Annotated in this window: 19 protein-coding genes; 9 read left to right on the top strand and 10 right to left on the bottom strand. The window is 73.4% G+C overall.

The annotated features are described in order from the left end of the window. Positions 1 to 26: 26 nt before the first annotated feature. On the bottom strand, positions 27 to 248 hold the full coding sequence (locus WBK50_RS20065) for a hypothetical protein (RefSeq protein ID WP_341337073.1): 222 nt from the start codon (positions 246 to 248) through the stop codon (positions 27 to 29). Positions 249 to 293: 45 nt separating this feature from the next. After that, positions 294 to 1,979, bottom strand: coding sequence for an AMP-binding protein (locus WBK50_RS20070; RefSeq protein WP_341337074.1), 1,686 nt, complete (start codon positions 1,977 to 1,979; stop codon positions 294 to 296). 184 nt (positions 1,980 to 2,163) lie between these two features. Between WBK50_RS20070 and WBK50_RS20075 the strand changes: the two genes are divergently transcribed. Beyond that, the gene (locus tag WBK50_RS20075; protein ID WP_341337075.1) at positions 2,164 to 2,724 is read left to right on the top strand and encodes a hypothetical protein; all 561 of its coding nucleotides are present in this window, start codon (positions 2,164 to 2,166) and stop codon (positions 2,722 to 2,724) included. A 120-nt stretch (positions 2,725 to 2,844) separates the two neighbouring features. Then, entirely contained in the window at positions 2,845 to 3,258 is a 414-nt protein-coding gene (locus tag WBK50_RS20080; RefSeq protein WP_341337076.1) for an SsgA family sporulation/cell division regulator, read from the top strand. Here WBK50_RS20080 and WBK50_RS20085 read toward each other — a convergent pair whose 3' ends face one another. Further along, a complete protein-coding gene (locus tag WBK50_RS20085) occupies positions 3,259 to 3,693 on the bottom strand; it encodes a DUF5313 family protein (RefSeq protein ID WP_341337077.1) in 435 nt (144 codons plus the stop codon). A gap of 33 nt (positions 3,694 to 3,726) precedes the next feature. Then, complete coding sequence (locus tag WBK50_RS20090; RefSeq protein ID WP_341337078.1) at positions 3,727 to 4,386, bottom strand: DUF5709 domain-containing protein; 660 nt, start codon at positions 4,384 to 4,386, stop codon at positions 3,727 to 3,729. 135 nt (positions 4,387 to 4,521) lie between these two features. Here WBK50_RS20090 and WBK50_RS20095 point away from each other — a divergent pair, with 135 nt between their 5' ends. From WBK50_RS20095 to WBK50_RS20105, 3 genes are read left to right on the top strand one after another with little or no spacing between them, the layout of a single operon-like run. Further along, complete coding sequence (locus tag WBK50_RS20095) at positions 4,522 to 5,307, top strand: enoyl-CoA hydratase/isomerase family protein (protein ID WP_341337079.1); 786 nt, start codon at positions 4,522 to 4,524, stop codon at positions 5,305 to 5,307. Between the two features lie 5 nt (positions 5,308 to 5,312). Continuing rightward, positions 5,313 to 5,936 (top strand): TetR/AcrR family transcriptional regulator, encoded by a 624-nt coding sequence (locus tag WBK50_RS20100; RefSeq protein WP_341337080.1) that lies wholly within the window; start codon positions 5,313 to 5,315, stop codon positions 5,934 to 5,936. A 55-nt stretch (positions 5,937 to 5,991) separates the two neighbouring features. After that, positions 5,992 to 7,245 (top strand): cytochrome P450, encoded by a 1,254-nt coding sequence (locus tag WBK50_RS20105; protein WP_341337081.1) that lies wholly within the window; start codon positions 5,992 to 5,994, stop codon positions 7,243 to 7,245. 27 nt (positions 7,246 to 7,272) lie between these two features. On the opposite strand, the gene WBK50_RS20110 is transcribed toward WBK50_RS20105, so the two are convergent. The 4 genes from WBK50_RS20110 to WBK50_RS20125 all read right to left on the bottom strand — a co-directional run bounded on the left by WBK50_RS20110 (position 7,273) and on the right by WBK50_RS20125 (position 11,774). Continuing rightward, positions 7,273 to 7,716: an ATP-binding protein gene (locus tag WBK50_RS20110; RefSeq protein WP_341337082.1), complete on the bottom strand. Its 444-nt coding sequence runs from the start codon at positions 7,714 to 7,716 to the stop codon at positions 7,273 to 7,275. Between the two features lie 166 nt (positions 7,717 to 7,882). Further along, on the bottom strand, positions 7,883 to 9,100 hold the full coding sequence (locus tag WBK50_RS20115; protein ID WP_341337083.1) for an AI-2E family transporter: 1,218 nt from the start codon (positions 9,098 to 9,100) through the stop codon (positions 7,883 to 7,885). Positions 9,101 to 9,108: 8 nt separating this feature from the next. Beyond that, positions 9,109 to 9,906 carry a precorrin-6A synthase (deacetylating) gene (cobF, locus tag WBK50_RS20120; RefSeq protein ID WP_341337084.1) on the bottom strand — a complete coding sequence of 266 codons (798 nt, stop codon included), beginning with the start codon at positions 9,904 to 9,906 and terminating at the stop codon, positions 9,109 to 9,111. Positions 9,907 to 10,097: 191 nt separating this feature from the next. Beyond that, positions 10,098 to 11,774, bottom strand: a complete 1,677-nt coding sequence (locus WBK50_RS20125) for an FAD-dependent oxidoreductase (protein ID WP_341337085.1) — start codon at positions 11,772 to 11,774, stop codon at positions 10,098 to 10,100. 394 nt (positions 11,775 to 12,168) lie between these two features. Here WBK50_RS20125 and WBK50_RS20130 point away from each other — a divergent pair, with 394 nt between their 5' ends. Beyond that, complete coding sequence (locus WBK50_RS20130) at positions 12,169 to 13,221, top strand: C40 family peptidase (RefSeq protein WP_341337086.1); 1,053 nt, start codon at positions 12,169 to 12,171, stop codon at positions 13,219 to 13,221. A 114-nt stretch (positions 13,222 to 13,335) separates the two neighbouring features. On the opposite strand, the gene WBK50_RS20135 is transcribed toward WBK50_RS20130, so the two are convergent. Next, the gene (locus WBK50_RS20135; protein ID WP_341337087.1) at positions 13,336 to 14,148 is read right to left on the bottom strand and encodes a DeoR/GlpR family DNA-binding transcription regulator; all 813 of its coding nucleotides are present in this window, start codon (positions 14,146 to 14,148) and stop codon (positions 13,336 to 13,338) included. 257 nt (positions 14,149 to 14,405) lie between these two features. Between WBK50_RS20135 and WBK50_RS20140 the strand changes: the two genes are divergently transcribed. The 3 genes from WBK50_RS20140 (at position 14,406) to WBK50_RS20150 (ending at position 17,297) form a co-directional block, all read left to right on the top strand. After that, on the top strand, positions 14,406 to 16,088 hold the full coding sequence (locus tag WBK50_RS20140; RefSeq protein WP_341339458.1) for a sodium:solute symporter family protein: 1,683 nt from the start codon (positions 14,406 to 14,408) through the stop codon (positions 16,086 to 16,088). A gap of 11 nt (positions 16,089 to 16,099) precedes the next feature. Continuing rightward, the gene (locus tag WBK50_RS20145; protein WP_341337088.1) at positions 16,100 to 16,402 is read left to right on the top strand and encodes a hypothetical protein; all 303 of its coding nucleotides are present in this window, start codon (positions 16,100 to 16,102) and stop codon (positions 16,400 to 16,402) included. A 274-nt stretch (positions 16,403 to 16,676) separates the two neighbouring features. Continuing rightward, on the top strand, positions 16,677 to 17,297 hold the full coding sequence (locus WBK50_RS20150) for a YigZ family protein (protein ID WP_341339459.1): 621 nt from the start codon (positions 16,677 to 16,679) through the stop codon (positions 17,295 to 17,297). 111 nt (positions 17,298 to 17,408) lie between these two features. Here WBK50_RS20150 and WBK50_RS20155 read toward each other — a convergent pair whose 3' ends face one another. Then, positions 17,409 to 18,320 (bottom strand): hypothetical protein, encoded by a 912-nt coding sequence (locus WBK50_RS20155; protein WP_341337089.1) that lies wholly within the window; start codon positions 18,318 to 18,320, stop codon positions 17,409 to 17,411. Positions 18,321 to 18,331 lie beyond the last annotated feature (11 nt).

The following is an 18,331-nucleotide window of genomic DNA, read 5'->3' on the forward strand; positions in this document are numbered from 1 at the left end:
GTCGGTCCGTCCGAGCGCCGGTCCCGTCAGAGCTTGGCGCGGCCCCGCTCGGCGGCCACCGCGCGGGCCTGCGTGGCGATCTGCGCGAGCGTGCAGGGCCAGCGCGTCCCGGAACCGTTGGCGCCGCACGCCCTGCAACGGCCCAACCGGTCCGGGACGTGCTCCTCGAGCAGTCGGCTGACCACCTCGGGCATCCCGGACATCACCATCGCCATCGGCCCTGCCCCCGGCACGTACTCCCCCACCACCTGCAGGACGTTACCCGCCCATCACCACAGAGTGGTCGCCCGGTCTCAGAGCGTGAACTCCCCCGACGGCGTCGCCTCCGGATCGGCGTGCAGCTCGCCCTCGCGGCCCCGCAGCTCCACCCGACGGATCTTCCCGGAGATCGTCTTGGGCAGCTCGAAGAACTCCAGGCGACGGATCCGCTTGTAGGGCGCGAGGTTGTCCCGCGCGAACTCCAGGATCGCCGTGGCCGTCTCCTGCGTGGGCTCGTAGCCGTCGGCCAGCACGACGTAGGCCTTCGGGACGGCCAGGCGCACCGGGTCCGGCGACGGCACGATCGCCGCCTCCGCGACGGCCGGGTGCTCGATCAGCACGCTCTCCAGCTCGAAGGGGCTGATCCGGTAGTCGCTGGCCTTGAACACGTCGTCGGCCCGGCCGACGTAGGTGATGTAGCCCTCGGAGTCCCGCGAGCCGACGTCGCCCGTGTGGTAGTAGCCGTCCGCCATGGCCTCGGCGTTGCGCTCGGGGTCCCCGTGGTAGCCGACCATCAGGCCGACCGGGCGCTTCGACAGGTCCAGGCAGATCTCGCCCTCGTCGGCCTTCTCCCCGGTCGCCGGGTCGATCAGCTCGACGGCGAACCCGGGCATCGGCCGGCCCATGGAACCGGGCTTGATCGGCTGGCCGGGCGGGTTCGCGATCTGCACGCTGGACTCGGTCTGCCCGAAGCCGTCCCGGATCCGCAGACCCCACGCCTTCTCGACCTGGTCGATGACCTCGGGGTTCAGCGGCTCGCCCGCGCCGACGACCTTCTTCGGCGGCGTCGCCAGCCCGGAGAGATCGGCCTGGATCAGCATGCGCCACACCGTGGGCGGGGCGCAGAAGCTCGTCACGCCACAGCGGTCCAGCACCTCGAGCAGGTTCTCGGCGGAGAACTTCGAGTAGTTCATCACCAGCACGGTCGCCTCGGCGATCCACGGCGCGAACACGTTCGACCACGCGTGCTTGGCCCAGCCGGGAGAGGAGATGTTGAGGTGGACGTCCCCCGGCTCCAGGCCGATCCAGTACATCGTCGACAGGTGGCCCACCGGGTAGGACTGGTGGGTGTGCTCGACGAGCTTCGGCTTCGCCGTGGTGCCGGAGGTGAAGTAGAGCAGCAGCGTGTCGGTCGCCTTGGTGGGCGCCTCCGGCACGAAGACGGCCGACGCCGCGTACGCGTCCGTGTAGTCGTGCCAGCCCTCGGGGGCCCCGCGGACGGAGATCTTGGTGTAGTCGCCCTCGACGTCGTCGAACTTGCCGGCGTCCGCCGCCCCGACGATCACGTGCTTCGCGTTCCCGCGCTCCACACGGTCCCGCAGGTCGTCCGTGGTGAGCAGCGTCGTCGCCGGGATGACGACCGCGCCGATCTTCATCGCCGCGAGCAGCGTCTCCCACAGCTCCAGCTGGTTGCCGAGCATCAGGATGATCCGGTCCCCGCGGCCGACGCCGCGGTCCCGCAGCCAGTTCGCCACCCGGTTCGAGCGCTCGGCCAACTCGGCGAAGGTCCAGTGGGCCTCGCTGCCGTCCGACTCGACGATCCACAGCGCGCGCCGGGCACCCCGCTCCGGGTCCGCCGCGACCACATCGAAGTGTTCCAGCGCCCAGTTGAACTCGTCGAGCTCGGGCCAGCGGAAGTCCCGCAGCGCCGTGTCGTAGTCCTCCCGGTTCTTCAGGAGGAAGTCTCGCGCGGCGTAGAACGCCGTGCTGCCTGCAGTCATCTCGCCGGACATCCGGTCCCCAATTCGAAGATCAGCCGCTCTGCTCACCGCACCCTAATGAACTCGGGCGGTTCTGCCACAGGTCCGGTCGGGCAGGTGCGGCCCCGCCGCCCCGGCGCAGGCACCCGGACGTGGCCGCGCGTCACCCTCCCCGCCGCGACCTGGGAGAACTAGCGTCTCCCGGATGAGAGGTGTGCGGGGGCACGGGTCGGTCCGCAGAACGGCGGCGGCCCTGGTGACGACGGGCGTGGCGGTGGCGGTGCTGGCCGGGTGCGGTGATGCAGCGGCGGAGCTGACGCCGGGGCCCGCGCCGCAGAGCAGCAGCACCTCCCCCACGCCGAGCCCCGAGACGACGACCAGCGCCGCCCCGACGACCACCGTCCCGGCGCCGACGACCCGCGCCCACGGCACGACGGCCCCGCACCCCGTGACGCCCTCGCCCACGGCCGGGGCGCAGGCGGCGGCCCCGGCCATGATCTGGCCCGTGACGGACGCGGCCGCGGCGAGGCAGTTGCAGGCCGACGTCGACGGCGGCTCGCAGCCCTGGCTGCTGGATCCGCAGGAGGTCGCGCTGAGCTACACGTCGTCGGTCTACGGCTGGACCTCGCCGGAGACCACCCCGGCCGGCGACGGGACCGTGCAGGTCCAGGACGCGCAGGGCGGCCGCGCGACCGTGCACCTCGTCCAGCCCGTCCGCTCCGGGGCCGGCGGGATCTGGGTCGTCGACGCCGCCGAGCGCACATAGACCCGGCTCACCCGTTGTGGTGAAGACTCGCGAAGAGTGCAGCATTCCGGGGCCCGGCTCCGATGTTCCCCATGACGCTGCCGACAACGGCAGCACGCGAAGCGCCAGGGAGCGACAGTGATGACGAGCGACTCCGTCCAGCAGGACATGTTCACCGTGCTGCACGGGCAGCCGGCGCCGGTCGTGACGCGGTGGACCTACACCGCGACGGACCCGTTCGCCGTCACGCTCGCCGTCCGGACCAGGCACGATCGCTGGGTCGAGTGGCTCGTCGGCCGGGACCTGGTCCTCGAGGGGCTCTCCCGGCCGACGGGTGACGGAGACATCCGGATGAGCCCGCAGCTCGTCCAGGGCTACGACATCGTGGAGATCGAGATCCGCTCGACGGACGGCCGCGCGGTCCTCGAGGTGGACCGGGACCTGCTCCGGCACTTCGTCGACTCGACCGCGGAGATGATCGCGTTCGGTGAGGAGTCCGACCGGATGGACCTCGACGGGATGATCGAGCGGATCAGCCAGAGCTGCGCTGAGTAGTCAGCTCCCCGGTGGTCGCTCCCCGGGCCGGTCCGGCCCCGGATCGGGACTCCGGTACCGCTCGGCGTACCGCGCCGCGGCCGCCGCCCGCTCGCCCGCGAAGCCCTCGCTGCGGACGCGCTCGGAGGTCCCCGGCGGGAAGCCCGCCTTCGTCGCCCGGTGCTCCGCGGACTCGTAGGCGTAGGCCACCGCGTACGGGATTCCCACCAGCACACCCCCGAGGACGCCGACCAGCCGAACCCACAGCGGCACCGGCAGCACCGCGATCAGCACGATCCCCGGCAGGGCCATCTGCACCACCGCCCGGAACAGGTGCCGCGCGAACCAGGACCGGGTGGTCAGGTCGTGCAGCACCCACTCCCGGTAGCGCGGCGGAAGGCCCCCGCCCAGCGCGTACCAGAGCCACCGGACGGGGTCGGGCCTCCTGCCTCGCACGTCAGTCACCCCAGGCGCGCAGCGGGACCGCCCTCAGCGGCCGAAGGCTCCGGGCCCTGCGTCGGCCCGGCCGTCGGCGGCCGCGGCCGCGCCCCCGGCCTCGGGCAACCCGTCGATCCGCGACGCGGCGTCGCCCGGCGCCAGGTCCGCGTCCGCCGCGTCCCCGAACTCCGGGTCGTTGCGCACGTCGAGGCCGGCGTCCACCTCGGCGTCCTCGGGGTGGAGGTCCTCCTCCAGTGACGCGGTCACCTCCGGGTCGCCCACGGGGCCGTCGTCGACCACGGGATCCACCGCGTCGTCGAGCTCGTGCACCGCGGCCTCCTCGGCCGACGCGGCGCCCCCGGCGGGCCCGACGTCCCGGGCCGCCCCGTCGCTGGCGGGCCAGCCGTCCGGGGCCGTGTCCGCGGCCTCCAGCCGGCCGCTGCGATCGGGATCCGTCACCACCGCGTCCTCAGGTATCTCACGGCGCAGCCGGGAGTCGAGCGTCTCCCCCGCGCGCTGCTCGGCGGGCGTCACGCCGTAGTCCGTGGCCGCCACCGGACGGTCCGGCGGCACCCACCCGGCGTCGAGCGGGTCCGCCGCGAACGGCCCGGTCAGCGACTCCTCGGAGCTGAGCTGCATCGTCTCCGCCATGTCCGGGGCAGGGCTGTACTCGTCCTCGTCGTCCGTCTCGCTCTTGCGGATCTGAGCCATCATCGCTCCTCACAGGGTCTAGCCGTACCGATCGGGGTCGGTCCTGTTCGCGTACCCCGCACGGCCCCCGGGCACACCGTCTGATCTCATCTCGGCGAGGCCCGAGCCGGGCCGCGGCGAGGACGAGGGGGAACCATGACGGCGAGCACGGCGGTGGGGATCGAGCGCCTCGCGGACGGGGTCGTGCTCGTCGAGCTGCGCCGGCCCCCGCACAACTACTTCGACGTGCCGCTGATCACTGCGCTCGCGGACCTCTACGCCGAACTCGACGCGGACACCGCCGTCCACGCGATCGTCCTCGCCAGCGAGGGCCGCAACTTCTGCGCCGGGGCGAACTTCGGCGGCGACGGGGACCGCACGGAGGCCATCTCGACCGACGTCGCCGGGTCGCTCTACGCCCAGGGTGTGCGGCTGTTCTCGGTCGGCACTCCGGTCGTCGCGGCCGTGCAGGGCATCGCGATCGGCGGCGGCCTCGGCCTCGCCGTGTCCGCGGACTTCCGGGTGGCCGGCCCGGGCACCCGGTTCAGCGCGAACTTCTCCCGGCTCGGGTTGCACCAGGGCTTCGGGCTGTCGGTGAGCCTGCCCCGCGTCGTCGGGCGGCAGCACGCGCTGGACATGCTCCTCACCGGGCGACGGGTCGGCGCCGACGAGGCGCTCCGGTTCGGCCTGGCGGACCGCCTCGCCGCCACCGACGACGGGATCCGGGCGGACGCCGTCGCCCTCGCCACCGAGATCGCCGCGGCCGCGCCGCTCGCCGTCCGTAGCATCCGGGCCACGCAGAAGGCCGGGCTGGCCGAGGAGGTGGCCGCGATCACCGCGCACGAGGCGGCCGAGCAGCTGTGGCTGCGCGGCACCGCGGACTTCGCCGAGGGAGTCGCCGCGTCGCTGCAGCGGCGCGCGCCGCGCTTCACCGGGAGCTGAGCACGGTGAAGCCCGAACGGCCCCGCCCCGATCCCGACGCCCCCACGGCGGGCCCTCCGCGGCCGCGGGACTCCTCGGCGACGCGGCGGTCCCTGCTCGCCGCCGCCCGCGAGCTCTTCGCGACCGACGGCTACGACGGCACGACGGTGCGTGCGATCGCCGAGCGAGCCGGGGTGAACCAGGCACTGCTGTTCCGGCACTTCGGCAACAAGGAGCAGCTCTTCGCCGAGGCCGTCGCGGGACAGGCCCTGGACGTGCTGCACGACGGTCCGCCGCAGGAGGTGCTGCGCCGCACGCTGGAGGCGATGCTGGCCACCGGCCCGGACGACTCCGCCGAGTCCACGCTCTTCTTCGCCGCGCTCCGCTCGCAGGGCAACACCGAGGCCGCGCGGACGGTCCGGGCGCAGCTGCGGGAGGCCTACGGCGGCGCCCTCGCCGCTCTCGTGGCCACCGACGACCCCGCAGACGCCGAGCTGCGCGCCGATCTCACGCTGGCCTGGCTGCTCGGGATCGCGTTGCTGCGCAGGGTGATCCACAGCGACGCGCTGACGGCCGCGGAACCGGAGACGGTCATCGGGCACGTCGTCAGGGCCACCGACGCGCTCCTCGGACCGGTTGACAGCGCGTAGAGCACGTTCCTACGGTCGGTTGTCAGCGATTGCTGACACCGGACGGACGGGACCTATGTCGACCACCGACCGCATCACCGCCGGCGCGAGCCCGACGACGGGGTGCCCGGTGGACCACGGCCGCGCGCCGGCCTACCCGTTCGCGGCGCCGGAGGCACTCGACCTCGGTCCCCGCTACAAGGAGCTCCGCGCGGAGGAACCGCTCTCCCGGATCACGCTGCCCTACGGTGGCGAGGCCTGGCTGGCCGTCCGGCACGCGGACGTCCGGACCGTGCTGGCCGATCCGCGGTTCAGCCGGGCCGCCGTCGTCGGCGCGGACGTCCCGCGTGCCCGCCCCGAGATCGACACCCAGGCCGCGTCGATCCTGAACATGGACCCGCCGGAGCACACCCGGCTGCGCAAGCTCGTCGCCCGCGCCTTCACCGCACGCCGGGTCGAGCGCCTCCGGCCGCGCGCCGAGGAGATCACCGCCGAGCTCCTCGCCGGGATGCGCGCCGCCGGGGCGCCCGCGGACCTGATGGAGCACCTGGCCGTCCCGCTGCCCGTGACGATCATCTGCGAGCTGCTCGGGGTGCCCGTCGCGGACCGGGACGTGTTCCGCGCTGGGGCCGATGCGGCGCTGTCGACGTCCTCGCGCTCACCGCAGGAGCGGCTGCAGGCGGGTCAGGACATGATCGCGTACATGGCCGGCCTGGTCGCCCGCCGCCGCGCCGAGCCGACGGAGGACCTGCTCGGCGCCCTCGTCCTCGCCCGGGACTCCGAGGACCGGCTGACCGAGGCCGAGCTGATCGGCCTGGGCATCGGCATCCTCGTCGCGGGCCACGAGACGACGATGAACCACATCGGCAACTTCACCTACGCGCTGCTGACCGGCCCCGGCGCCGCCGACCGGCTCCGCGCGGACCCGGACGGCGTGCCGGCCGCCGTCGAGGAGCTGCTGCGGCACACGCCGCTCGGCGCGGGAGCGGGCTTCGTCCGGATCGCGACCGAGGACGTCGAGCTCGGCGGAGTCACCGTCCGCGCGGGCGAGGGCGTGATTGTCGCGATCCACTCGGCGAACCGGGACGATGCCGTGTTCGACGACGCGGACGCGCTCCGGCTGGACCGCGCGGTCAACCCGCACATCGGTTTCGGGCACGGCCCGCACCACTGCCTCGGTGCCCAGCTCGCCCGGATGGAGCTGCAGGTCGCGATGGGCGCGCTGACGCGCGAGTTCCCGGACCTGGCGCTGGCGACGCCACCGGAGGACGTCGCGTGGAAGTCCGGCGGCTTCGTCCGGGGCCCGGAGACCCTGATGCTCACCTGGTGACGCCGCCCTGCGCGGCGAACCGCGCCCTCAGGCCTCGACGGGTTCGGGCCGCGCGCTCGGCAGCGCCACGCGCAGCAGCACCCGGCTGCCCCGCGCGTCGTAGTGCACGAGGACCGTCTCGACGGTGTGCTGCATCATCCGGATCCCGCGGCCGCCCGGCGCCGGGGCTGCGTCCGGGACGGGCGCGACCGGCTCCTGCCACAGTCCGTGGTCCGTGATCTCGATGTTGAGCGCGCCGGTCTCGGTCCAAAGCGTGAGCTCGACGTCGCCGCCCCCGCCCTCGGGGTAGGCGTGCTGGACGACGTTCTCCACGGCCTCCCCGACAGCGAGCACCACGTCGTCGTTGCGGTCCGGGGTCATGCCGAGCGGCTCGAGCCAGCTCAACATCTGGCACCGGATGAGGGAGAGCTGGCCGGGATCGGCGGGCCAGACGCGGTGGACGTACTCGACGGTCTCGAGGGGGTTCGCCATGTGGGGTCTCCGGGACGGGATGCGGGGGGCGCCGGACAGCTATGGGTGCCTCGAACAGCCCCTACGGCAAACACCACTGGGCGTGCGGTGGACACCGTTCGCCGTATCCGGTCACCGTTCGTGTCCGCGAAGTGGCCCAGCCGCTACAGCATTCGGCCCAACGCCGTCACATATCGGTCCTTGCCGCGGGCTCCGGAGCCGTGCCGGAGTCCGCCGCCGGCACCGCCCCGGTGGGCTCGGCCGGGTCCGCCACGTCCTCCGCGAGGACGTCCGTGGGGTCCTCGGGGTCGCCCTTCCCGGTGCGCAGGTCGATCTCCTGGCCCATGTAGCGCAGGATCTCCGCCGCGACGGCGGCGACCGGTACCGCGAGGAACGCTCCCGCGATGCCGTAGAGCGCACCACCGGCCGTCACCGCGAGCAGGACGACCGCCCCGTGCAGCTTCAGGCTGCGGCTCTGCAGGACCGGTTGCAGCACGTTGCCCTCGATCTGCTGCACCGCGATGATGATCGCCAGCACGATGAGCGCCGTGGTGAAGCCCTTGGTGACCAGCGCGACCAGCACCGCGAGCGCCCCGGCGACCAGGGCCCCGATGATCGGGATGAAGCCGCCGAAGAAGGTCAGCACCACCAGCGGCAGCGCCAGCGGCACGCCGAGGATCAGCAGCCCGACCCCGATGAAGACCGCGTCCACCAGGCTGACCAGCGCCTGGGTGCGGATGAAGCCGCCGAGTGTGCGCCAGGTGCGGTCCAGCAGGGGCCGCAGATGCCGGCCGGCGCGATCGCCGGTGACGCCGACGAGCCACGGCACGAACCGCGGCCCGTCCTTGACGAAGAAGAACGCCAGGACAAGCGCGAGGACCACGTTGAGCAGCCCGGACGCGACGGCCGAGACCCCGGTGAGCACCCCTCCTGCGATGGTGGTGGCGCTGGCCTGCAGCTGGGCGACGATGCTGTTCAGCGCCGCGCCGATCTGGCCCTGCCCCAGGTTGAAGGGCGGCCCGGAGAGCAGGTTCTGGATCTGCTGCAGGCCCGCCACGGCGCCCGCGGAGATCTCGCCCGCCTGCCCGGCCACGGACGGGGCGATTCCCCAGAACACGAGCGCGACGATCGCCAGCGCCCCCACGAGCACGACGCCGGCGGCGAGCGCCGGGGGCCACCCGTGCCGCACGAGCCACGCCGCCGGCGGGTACAGCACGGTCGTCAGCAGCACGCCGAAGATCACCGGCAGGACGACCGTCCAGAGGGCGCCGATGAGCGTCCCGAGCAGGACCGCGCCCAGCGCGATCAGCAGGATCCGGACGCTCCACCAGGCGAGGACCGTCACCCCGGAGCTGATCAGGGCGCCGCGGTCGCATGGCTTCCCGTCCGGTCCGTCCCGGCCCACGACGATCCTCACCGTTCCCCCGCATTCCGCCGCAGCAGGTAGGTGTCCATGATCCAGCCCTTGCGGGCGCGAGCGCTGGTCCTGGTCGTCACGATCTCGTCCCGGACCTCGAGCAGCGGCCCGGAGCACAGCACCTCGTCGGGGGTCCCGAGGTAGGCGCCCCAGTAGATGTCGAGGTCCGCGGCGTCGGCGTCCGGGAGCTCGGCGAAGGCGGTGCCGCCGTCGAGCATCACCACCACGTCGTCGACGTCCGGGGGCAGGCCGCCGGCGATCCGCCGGCCGGTGGTGATCAGCACCGGCCGGCCGATCCGGTTGAGGATCAGCCGGTGCGCGGCCGCGAGGGCCTGGACGCTGGAGATCCCGGGGATCGACGTCACCTCGAAGTCCGTGCCCGTCGCGCGGATCCTCTCCAGCAGGCGCAGGGTGCCGTCGTAGAGCGAGGGGTCGCCCCACACGAGGAAGGCACCGCACCCGCCGTCGGGCAGCTCGTCGTCGATCATCCGGGCGTAGATCTCGGCGCGCCGGTCCTGCCAGTCCACGACGGCCGCGCGGTAGGCCGCCGAGCCCGCGCCCTCCCCCGCCCCGGCGCCCCGGTCCCGCTCCGGGTCCCGGGCCTCGACGACCCGGTAGTTCCTCGTGGGCACGTGCGTGGCGAGGATCTGCGTCCGGAGGGCGGCGAGATCGTCCTTCACCTCGCCCTTGCCGATGAGGAAGAAGACGTCCACCTCGTTGAGGGCCCGCACCGCCTGCACGGTGAGGTGGTCCGGGTTCCCCGCGCCGATCCCGATGACGTGCACCTTTCGCATGGGCAGACCGTAACGGGCGAGGGCGGACGGTTCCGGACGACGGCACCAGGGAGGACGCTCGCGGGAGGGTGGCGCACCTGGTGGACCCGCTTCACCCGGACGGATCGCCCGGCGGGAATGGGCCGCGCCGCCCGGGCCCGCTACCTCGAGCGGTTCGAGGCCGGGGGCCGGGCGAAGCGGCTCCGGGAGGCCTACGACGCGGTGCTGGACCCCGTCCCGGCCTGAACGCGGTTCCGGGCGGTGGCGAACGCCGTCTCCGCCGTCCGGCAGGCCAGCGCGACGAGCGCCAGCGTGGGCCCGACTGCGCCGGCCGTCGGGAAGACCGCGCTACCGGCGACGAAGAGGTTGGCGCATCCGTGCACCCTGGTGTCGGTGTCGACGACGCCGGTGTGGGGTGACTCCGACATCCGCAGCAGGCCCATCTGGTGCGTCCCGTCGGTGAACGGCATGTCCAGCACCTCCTCGACGTCGGAGAGGTCGACCGAGGCGAGCCCCAGCCGTTGCAGCTCCCCGCCGATCATGCGCATCGACGTGACGATGCTCCGCCGGTCCTCCGCCGAGACCGAGTAGTCCACCCGGAGCCGGCGCTGGCCGAGCGCGTCTCGCTCGCGGTCCAGTGTCACCCGGTTCGCCGGGTCCGGGGACTGCTCCGCGTCGAAGCGGAGCCGGCAGTGCGCGCCGTCCAGTGGCATGAACGACGGCAGGATCCGGCCGCCGGTGAGCCGCGGCCGGGCCCAGGACGCGGCGAACGCGCCGACCCGCGGCAGGTCGGCCACGACGTTGCGCAGGTGCCGGGCGATCCCGGTGGTGCCGGTGTACTGGGCGTGCATGCCGGCGGACTTGAAGCCCAGCCGGGCGCGGCCGAGACCCCAGTAGGTGAGCGCGAAGGTGGACAGCAGGCCGTCGCCGTGCGCAGGGTCCTTCGGGTCCGCGAACCAGAGCGCCGCCTTGAGGTTCCGCAGCCGGTGCGCCTCCTGGGTGCGGCGACCGAGCGCCAGCATCCGCCGGGCGTAGACGCCGTCGCCGCTGCTCACGTAGCCGAGCGCGAGGGCCCGGCCCGCGTCCGTCGGCACGATCCGGCCCACCTCGCCGACGGGGTGGGTCATGTAGTGCCGGCCGAGCTGGTCGTGCTCGTTGCCGATGCCCGCGCCACCGTCGGTGTCCGAGGCCAGCAGGATCCGCGTCGACTCCAGCCCGCCCGCCGCCAGCAGGTAGACGCGCGCCCGGACGGTGATCTCCACCCCCGGCCGCGGCACCACGACGGCGGCGGTGACCGCGCCGCCGAGGGGATCGCGGTCGAACCGCGCCACCCCGGCGTGCACGAACAGCCGCACCTGGTCTCCCGTGGCGAGGGCGGTGATCCGCGGGGCGAGCTTCGTGGGCGGGCTCCAGCGCCAGGTGTCGTCCCAGGTCAGGACGTCCGAGGCCGGGACGGGCGACTCCGGGAAACCCGAGCGGGCCGCGGAGTACTCGCAGGACCCGGCCTGCAGGTGCCGCTGGGCGCGGGGGTAGTACCGGCGCAGCTCCGCGTGCGGGATCGGCCAGCCGCTGTCCGGGACCCATTCCCGCGCGTCGAGGTCCAGGTCGTCGAGCGGCGCGCAGCGCCCGCCCCACGTCGCGCTGCTGCCGCCGAGCCGCTTCTGCCGCACCGCTTCGAGGGGGTCGTGCGCGCCGGTGCCCGCGACCCCGCGGTAGGTGTCCAGGGCCTCCCGGTCGGCGCCCTTGCCGCCGCCCTCCAGGACCACGACGTCCGCACCCCGGGAGGCGAGCTCGGCCGCCGCGGCGGCGCCCGCCGGGCCGGTGCCGATCACGCACACCTCGGCGTCGAACGCGGTCCCGGGTTCGACGGTGCGGGCATCGATGATCATTACGGAGGTCCTCCGCCAGGTGTTCGGTGGGCGGCGCGCCGGTGCGCCGGGACGTTGGTGTCGTCGACGCTAACGACGGTGCCTGTGACGACGCTGAGGCGGTCTCGGCGCGGGCCCGGACCTGAGAACACTGAGGGCGGTCGTCGCAGGCGGGCGTTCGCTGACCTTCCGCCGCCGTCCGTTCGTCGCACGGGGCCCCGAGCCGGTTCCGAAGGAGATCACGGGGTGGTTACGGTCGCACGGCCGAACGGGAGACCCCGGGCGGCGCGCCCGGTCGACACGTTCCCCGCCTGCCCGTCGGCATTCCCCCGGGTGCCCATCAGTACGCGGCAGGCGCGGACCAGGGTCCGGCTCCCCACCAGGACCCCCGCGGGACGTGCGAGGACCCCCGAGCATGACCGAACAGCGTGCGCGCCACCGCGCGGGCGAGCAGTCCGATGCGTCCGCCGCCGAGCGCTCCCTCTCGGCCGCGGAACTGCTGGCCAGACTCGCCCCGCCCGGCACCGAGCGCCGTACCGAGCGCCCCACCCGGCACGCCGCCCCGGAGCAGGACACCCCGCCCGCGGGGCTGCCGGAGGGCTGGGTCGGCAACGCCGACCCGTCCGCGGTCACCCGGGTCATCCGGGCCCAGCCCTTCGCGACGCCGCCGTTCCCGCGCTCGCCGCGGACCGCGGCCGCCGCCGTGTCCGTGACGGTGCTCGGCGCCACCGCCGTCCTCACCTCGGTGGGAGGCTCCGTCCCGGCCGGGGTCACCGCGGCCCTGACGACCACGGGCACCGGCTCGATGCGCGCCGTCCCGGAGGGCGAGAACGTCCAGCTCGTCTCGGCCTCGGCTCCGTCGGCGATGAACTCGACGCTCGGCTCGGCCGTCGGCCGGGCGAACGAGGCGTTCCCCGCGGTCTTCGACCGTGCGGACGCCGCCGGGATCGCGGCGAACAACCTCGCCCTCGCGCGCGCCGCGGAGCAGAAGGCCGCCGCGGAGAAGCTCGCCCGGACGAAGGCGGCGCAGGCCCGCTCGGCGCTCTCGACGCAGCCCGCCCGCGCCGCCGGCTCCGGCTCCGGCTCCGGGGACGTCTCCGCCCCGGCCGCCTCGACCGGCTCCGGCCTGGGCGCCAAGGCCCTCGCGCTGGCCACCGGAAAGCTCGGCAAGCCCTACGTGTGGGGTGCCGCCGGGCCGAACTCGTTCGACTGCTCCGGTCTCGTCCAGTGGGCGTTCAGCCAGGTCGGCAAGAGTCTGCCGCACTCCTCCAACGCGCAGTCCCAGCTGGGCACGCCGGTCGACCAGGCCAATCTGCAGCCCGGCGACCTGGTGTTCTTCTACTCCCCGGTCAGCCACGTCGGCATCTACGCGGGTAACGGCAAGATCCTCAACGCCAGCACCTCCGGGGAGCCGGTGAAGTACTCGGACATGGTGAACATGCCGTTCCACAACGCCGTCCGCCTGTGAGCGCGAAACCTCCCCTGTGAGCGTGGAACCTCGCTAGAACGAGGTTCCCCGCTCACGACCCCGGGTGAGCTCCGGAAACGCGATCAGGCCCCCGCGCAGGCACGTCCGGCGGCGTCACGCCAGCACGAGCTCACCGACCTCGCCGGAGAGCACCGCGCGGGCCTCGTCGTCGAGGCCCGCGTCGGTCACGAGCACGTCCGCCTCGGCCAGCGAGGCGATCGTCGAGATCCCGGTGACGCCCCACTTCGAGCTGTCCGCGACCACCACCAGCCGGTGGCCCGCCTCGACCAGCGCCCGGTCCGTCTCGCTCTCCATCAGGTTCGGCGTGGTGAACCCGGCCGCCGCGGACATCCCGTGCACGCCGAGGAAGACGAGGTCCAGGTTCAGCGCCCGCAGCGCCGTCACCGCGACCGGCCCGACCAGCGCCTCCGAGGGGGTGCGGATCCCTCCGGTGAGGATCACCATCCGGTCCGGCCGGTCTCCCAGGTGCAGCACCTCGGCGGCGGCCAGGGAGTTGGTGACGACCGTCAGCCCGGGGACGTCGACGAGCCGGCGGGCGAGCTCGCACGTCGTCGTCCCGGCGGAGAGGCCGACGACGGAACCGGGCTCGACGAGCCGGGCGGCGGCCCGCGCGATCCCCTCCTTCTCCGCGAGGTGCCGGCCGGACTTCGCGGAGAACCCGGGCTCGTCGGTCCCGGAGGGCGGTTCGACGGCGGTCGCCCCGCCGTGGACCTTGTCCAGCAGTCGGCGCCGCGCGAGCGCGTCGAGGTCGCGGCGGACCGTCATGTCCGAGACGCCGAGCCAGGCGGCGAGGTCGGAGACCCGGACCGAGCCCTGCGCGCGGACCCGCTCGACGATCAGCTCCCGGCGACGACGGGCGAGCAGCCCCGGCGGATCCTGCCGCTTCTCCACGCCGTCCCCGCCCATTCGCACACAATGCAACGCGATCACACGGACGTCAACGCGAGGTCTCGAGTCGGATACGGGCAGCTCGTCGAGCGCCCGATCCACCATCCGGGGTATGTTGCGCGGCCCAACGGATCTACTCTGTCCGACAATGTTCAGTCGTGTCCGCACGCGGTCGGGTGACGTCCCGTCACAGCCGCCACACGGGCACCAGGCCAAGGAGTCGCAATGACGCGCAGCGTGTACCGGCGCGCGGCACGAGGAGGGACCCTCCGATGATGCTCGCGCAGGCCCAGACCGATCTCAGACTCGACGCGAACACGATCGACTACCTGCTCGTCGCCTTCTACTTCGTCCTGGTGCTGGGGATCGGGTTCGCCGCGCGGCGCTCGGTCTCCTCCAGCCTGGACTTCCTGCTCTCCGGCCGCTCGATGCCGGCGTGGGTGACCGGACTGGCCTTCATCTCGGCCAACCTCGGTGCGCTCGAACTGATCGGCATGGTGGCGAACGGGGCCCAGTACGGCATCCCGACCGTCCACTACTACTGGATCGGCGCCATCCCGGCGATGGTGTTCCTCGCCCTGGTGATGATGCCGTTCTACTACGGCTCCAAGGCCCGCAGCGTCCCCGAGTTCCTCTACAAGAGGTTCAACCGGACCACGCAGCGCGTGCAGGCCGTGATCTTCGCGCTCGCGTCGATCCTGATCGCGGGCGTCAACCTCTTCTCGCTCGGCCTGCTGCTCGAGGCCCTGCTCGGCTGGCCGCTCCCGCTGGCCATCCCGGTCGCGGCGCTGATCGTGCTCGCGTACACCACCCTCGGCGGCCTCTCGGCGGCGATCTACAACGAGGTGCTGCAGTTCTTCGTGATCCTGGCTCTGCTCATCCCGCTGACCATCGCGGGCCTCAACCGCGTCGGCGGCTGGAGCGGCCTCAAGCAGGCCGTGACCGACGGCCCCGGCGGCGCCGAGCAGCTGAGCGCCTGGCCCGGGACGTCGCTCACGGAGATCGCGAATCCGGTGCTCTCGGTGGTGGGCCTGGTGTTCGGCCTCGGCTTCGTGCTCTCGTTCGGCTACTGGACGACGAACTTCGCCGAGGTCCAGCGCGCCCTTTCCGCGAAGAGCATGTCCGCGGCCAAGCGCACGCCGCTGATCGGGGCGTTCCCGAAGGCGCTGATCCCGCTCGTCATCGTCATCCCCGGCATGGTCGCCGCGGTGCTGGTCCCCCAGCTCAGTGCCCTCAAGGCCGGCCAGCCCAGCGACGTCACCTACAACAACGCGCTGTCGCTGCTGATGAAGGAGGTCCTGCCGAACGGGATCCTCGGCGTCGCGATCGCGGGTCTGCTGGCCGCGTTCATGGCCGGCATGGCCGCGAACATCAGCTCGTTCAACACCGTCTTCACCTACGACATCTGGCAGGACTGGGTGCGGCGCGGCCGCTCGGACCGGTACTACCTGCAGGTCGGGCGCTGGGTCACGGTGATCGGTTGTGTACTGGCGATCGGGACGGCGTTCATCGCGTCCGGCTCGTCCAACCTCATGGACTACATCCAGTCGCTGTTCAGCTTCTTCAACGCGCCGCTGTTCGCGATCTTCATCCTCGGCCTGTTCTGGCGGCGGATGACCGGCACGTCGGCCTGGATCGGGCTGCTGTCCGGCACGGCCGCGGCGGTCGTGGTGAACATCCTGGTCAGCACCGGTGTGCTGGCGCTCTCGAGCCAGGCGGGCAGCTTCGTCGGGGCGAGCGCGGCGTTCGTGGTCGGCATCGTCGTGGCCGTGATCGTCTCGCAGGTCACGCAGCCGAAGACCGAGACCGAGCTCGTCGGCCTGGTGTGGAGCCTGACGTCGAAGGCGGACCGGCAGCACACCTCCGACGGCGAGGACTCCGGGTGGTACCGGCGTCCGGGCGTCCTCGGCGGCGGCGTGCTCGCGCTGACCGTCGTCCTCTACGTCATCTTCAGCTGAGGAGCGAGACCATGACCGAATCGGAAGGTGCCCGGACCGGGCACGACGCCCCGGTGTCGTCGACCGCGTCCCGGCTGTTCGACCTGCGCACGGTGCTCGCCGTGCTGTTCGCGGTGTACGGGCTGGTGCTGCTGATCCTGGGGCTGACCACCACGACGGATGCGGACATCACCAAGGCCGGCGGTTTCAACATCAACCTCGACACCGGCATCGCGATGCTGGTGGTGGCGGTGCTGTTCGGGCTGTGGGTCCGGATGCGCCCCATGAAGACGCCCGGGGCCACCGGCCACGATGCCGGGCCCACGGGGCACTGAGCAGATGCTCGACGGGCCGGTGCCGGGATCATCCCGGTGCCGGCCCTCGGTACGTCAGCTGCGGGAACCGACGGGGTAGTGCGGGTTGAACGCGACGAGCGTCCACTCGTCCAAGCGGCGCACGGCGCGCCGGATGACAGTCATCACGGTGTCCTCCAGAGTGTTCGACAGTGACACGCGTATCGACGCGTCGATCATCTGAATCGTTACCGAAGACGGCCGGATGGCGACTCGGCTCACCGTCCCGGTTAGCGTCACGCCCGTGCCCGGACCCCTGCGCGTGATCGCCCGCGACGGCGTCCACGAGATCGAGATCCAGCGGTCGCGGTTCCGGTGCGCCCTCGCCCGCGTGTCCGACGACGAGCAGGCCGCCGCGTTCATCGCCGGCGTCCGCCGCGAGCACTGGGACGCCACGCACAACTGCTCCGCGTTCCGGGTCGGCCCGGACGGCGGCTCCCAGCGCTCCAGCGACGACGGCGAGCCCGGTGGCACGGCGGGCGTCCCGATGCTGGAGGTGCTGCTGCGCCGCGAGCTGACCGACGTCGCCGCCGTCGTGACCCGATGGTTCGGCGGGATCAAGCTGGGTGCGGGCGGCCTCGTCCGGGCGTACGGGAGGTCCGTCTCCGAGGCGGTGGACGCCCTCGGGACGCTGCGCCGGGTCCGGCACACCGAGATGCTGCTCGCCGTCGAGCACGCGGAGGCGGGCCGGGTGCAGAACGCGCTGCTCACGGCGTCGTGCCGGGTGGTCGACGTGGAGTACGGCGCCGACGCCGTCCTCACCGTCCAGGTGCCGAGCGACGAGGTGGCGCCGTTCCGGGCCCGGCTCGCCGAGCTCACCGCGGGCACGGTCGAGGCCCTGATCACCCGCGAGGTCGACGTCGACGTCCCGGGCTGAGGGGCTCCGCTCGCGTCCCGGTCCCTCGACCTGCTGGACCGGGGCGCTCCGCTCGCGTCCCGGTCCCTCCGCGCGGGTCCGGCCGCGAGCGGAACCACCACGACACGCGCCTCAGGCCTGCCGGAACGTCGCCCGCAGGCGCCGCGCCACCCGCTCGAAGTCCGCGATGTCCGCCCAGGTCCACCGCACGACGCCGAAGCCCTGCGCCCGGATCGCGTCCTCGCGCAGCTTCTCCGCGTACACCGCGTCGCCCGCGCTCTGACCGGGGCGCAGGAGCCGCCCGTACTTCACCCGGCCGTCGACCTCGCCGACCGTCCGCAGCTCCGGCCACCCGAAGTCCACCCGGGCCAGCACCCCACCACCCGGCATCGGGACCGGCCACTGCGGCACCGGTGCGGGGAGGCCGCACCGGAGGAGCGCGACCCTGCTGAGGGACTCCGCGACGCTCTCGGCCCGCCCGTCCGCGAAGGCCGCCACCCGGCGCACCGCCGGGCCGCCCCGTCGCCCGTCCGTCCCGGCGACGGCGAGATCGAGCTCCCCGCGGCCGAGCAGCGCGTCGGCGAGCGCGGAATCCGCCGCGACGACGGCGTCGGAGAACGGCAGGCTCCGCGCGAGATCGACGAGCGTGCGCGCCGGCGAGGTGAGGGCGATCCCGTTCCGGACGACGACCTCGTCCGCGCCGAGCGCGGTGACGTGGAGGTGGACCCGGTGGGCGATCCGGCCGCCGCCGGACCCGTGGCGTGTCAGGTGCACGTACTCGGGGACCTCGACCGGGAGTCCGTGCAGCACGGCCGCGGACGCGTGGCTGACGACGGAGCCCGCGGCCGTCCGGGGAACGGTGGCGCGGACGAGCAACCGGTGCCGGGCCGCGGGGTCGACGAGCCGCTCGTCGTGGGGGTCGACGTAGGCGCCCCGGCGGACCAGCGCCACGGCCCCGGCGCGGCGGAGCGCCTTCAGCTCCGCGTCCGTGTAGCCCGCGGCCAGCAGCTGCGACCGCGTCCGCATCCCGTCCGGTGGCATCACGCCGATCAGCG

The organism is Pseudonocardia sp. T1-2H (genome assembly GCF_038039215.1).
Lineage (GTDB): Bacteria > Actinomycetota > Actinomycetes > Mycobacteriales > Pseudonocardiaceae > Pseudonocardia.

What these genes read in the sequence shown, in the direction of transcription:
- WBK50_RS20070 (WP_341337074.1), bottom strand. Translation starts at nt 1,979, where the DNA reads ATGACTGCAGGCAGCACGGCGTTCTACGCCGCGCGAGACTTCCTCCTG.
- WBK50_RS20075 (WP_341337075.1), top strand. Translation starts at nt 2,164, where the DNA reads ATGAGAGGTGTGCGGGGGCACGGGTCGGTCCGCAGAACGGCGGCGGCC.
- WBK50_RS20080 (WP_341337076.1), top strand. Translation starts at nt 2,845, where the DNA reads ATGACGAGCGACTCCGTCCAGCAGGACATGTTCACCGTGCTGCACGGG.
- WBK50_RS20090 (WP_341337078.1), bottom strand. Translation starts at nt 4,386, where the DNA reads ATGGCTCAGATCCGCAAGAGCGAGACGGACGACGAGGACGAGTACAGC.
- WBK50_RS20095 (WP_341337079.1), top strand. Translation starts at nt 4,522, where the DNA reads ATGACGGCGAGCACGGCGGTGGGGATCGAGCGCCTCGCGGACGGGGTC.
- WBK50_RS20105 (WP_341337081.1), top strand. Translation starts at nt 5,992, where the DNA reads ATGTCGACCACCGACCGCATCACCGCCGGCGCGAGCCCGACGACGGGG.
- WBK50_RS20110 (WP_341337082.1), bottom strand. Translation starts at nt 7,716, where the DNA reads ATGGCGAACCCCCTCGAGACCGTCGAGTACGTCCACCGCGTCTGGCCC.
- cobF (WP_341337084.1), bottom strand. Translation starts at nt 9,906, where the DNA reads ATGCGAAAGGTGCACGTCATCGGGATCGGCGCGGGGAACCCGGACCAC.
- WBK50_RS20125 (WP_341337085.1), bottom strand. Translation starts at nt 11,774, where the DNA reads ATGATCATCGATGCCCGCACCGTCGAACCCGGGACCGCGTTCGACGCC.
- WBK50_RS20130 (WP_341337086.1), top strand. Translation starts at nt 12,169, where the DNA reads ATGACCGAACAGCGTGCGCGCCACCGCGCGGGCGAGCAGTCCGATGCG.
- WBK50_RS20135 (WP_341337087.1), bottom strand. Translation starts at nt 14,148, where the DNA reads ATGGGCGGGGACGGCGTGGAGAAGCGGCAGGATCCGCCGGGGCTGCTC.
- WBK50_RS20140 (WP_341339458.1), top strand. Translation starts at nt 14,406, where the DNA reads ATGCTCGCGCAGGCCCAGACCGATCTCAGACTCGACGCGAACACGATC.
- WBK50_RS20145 (WP_341337088.1), top strand. Translation starts at nt 16,100, where the DNA reads ATGACCGAATCGGAAGGTGCCCGGACCGGGCACGACGCCCCGGTGTCG.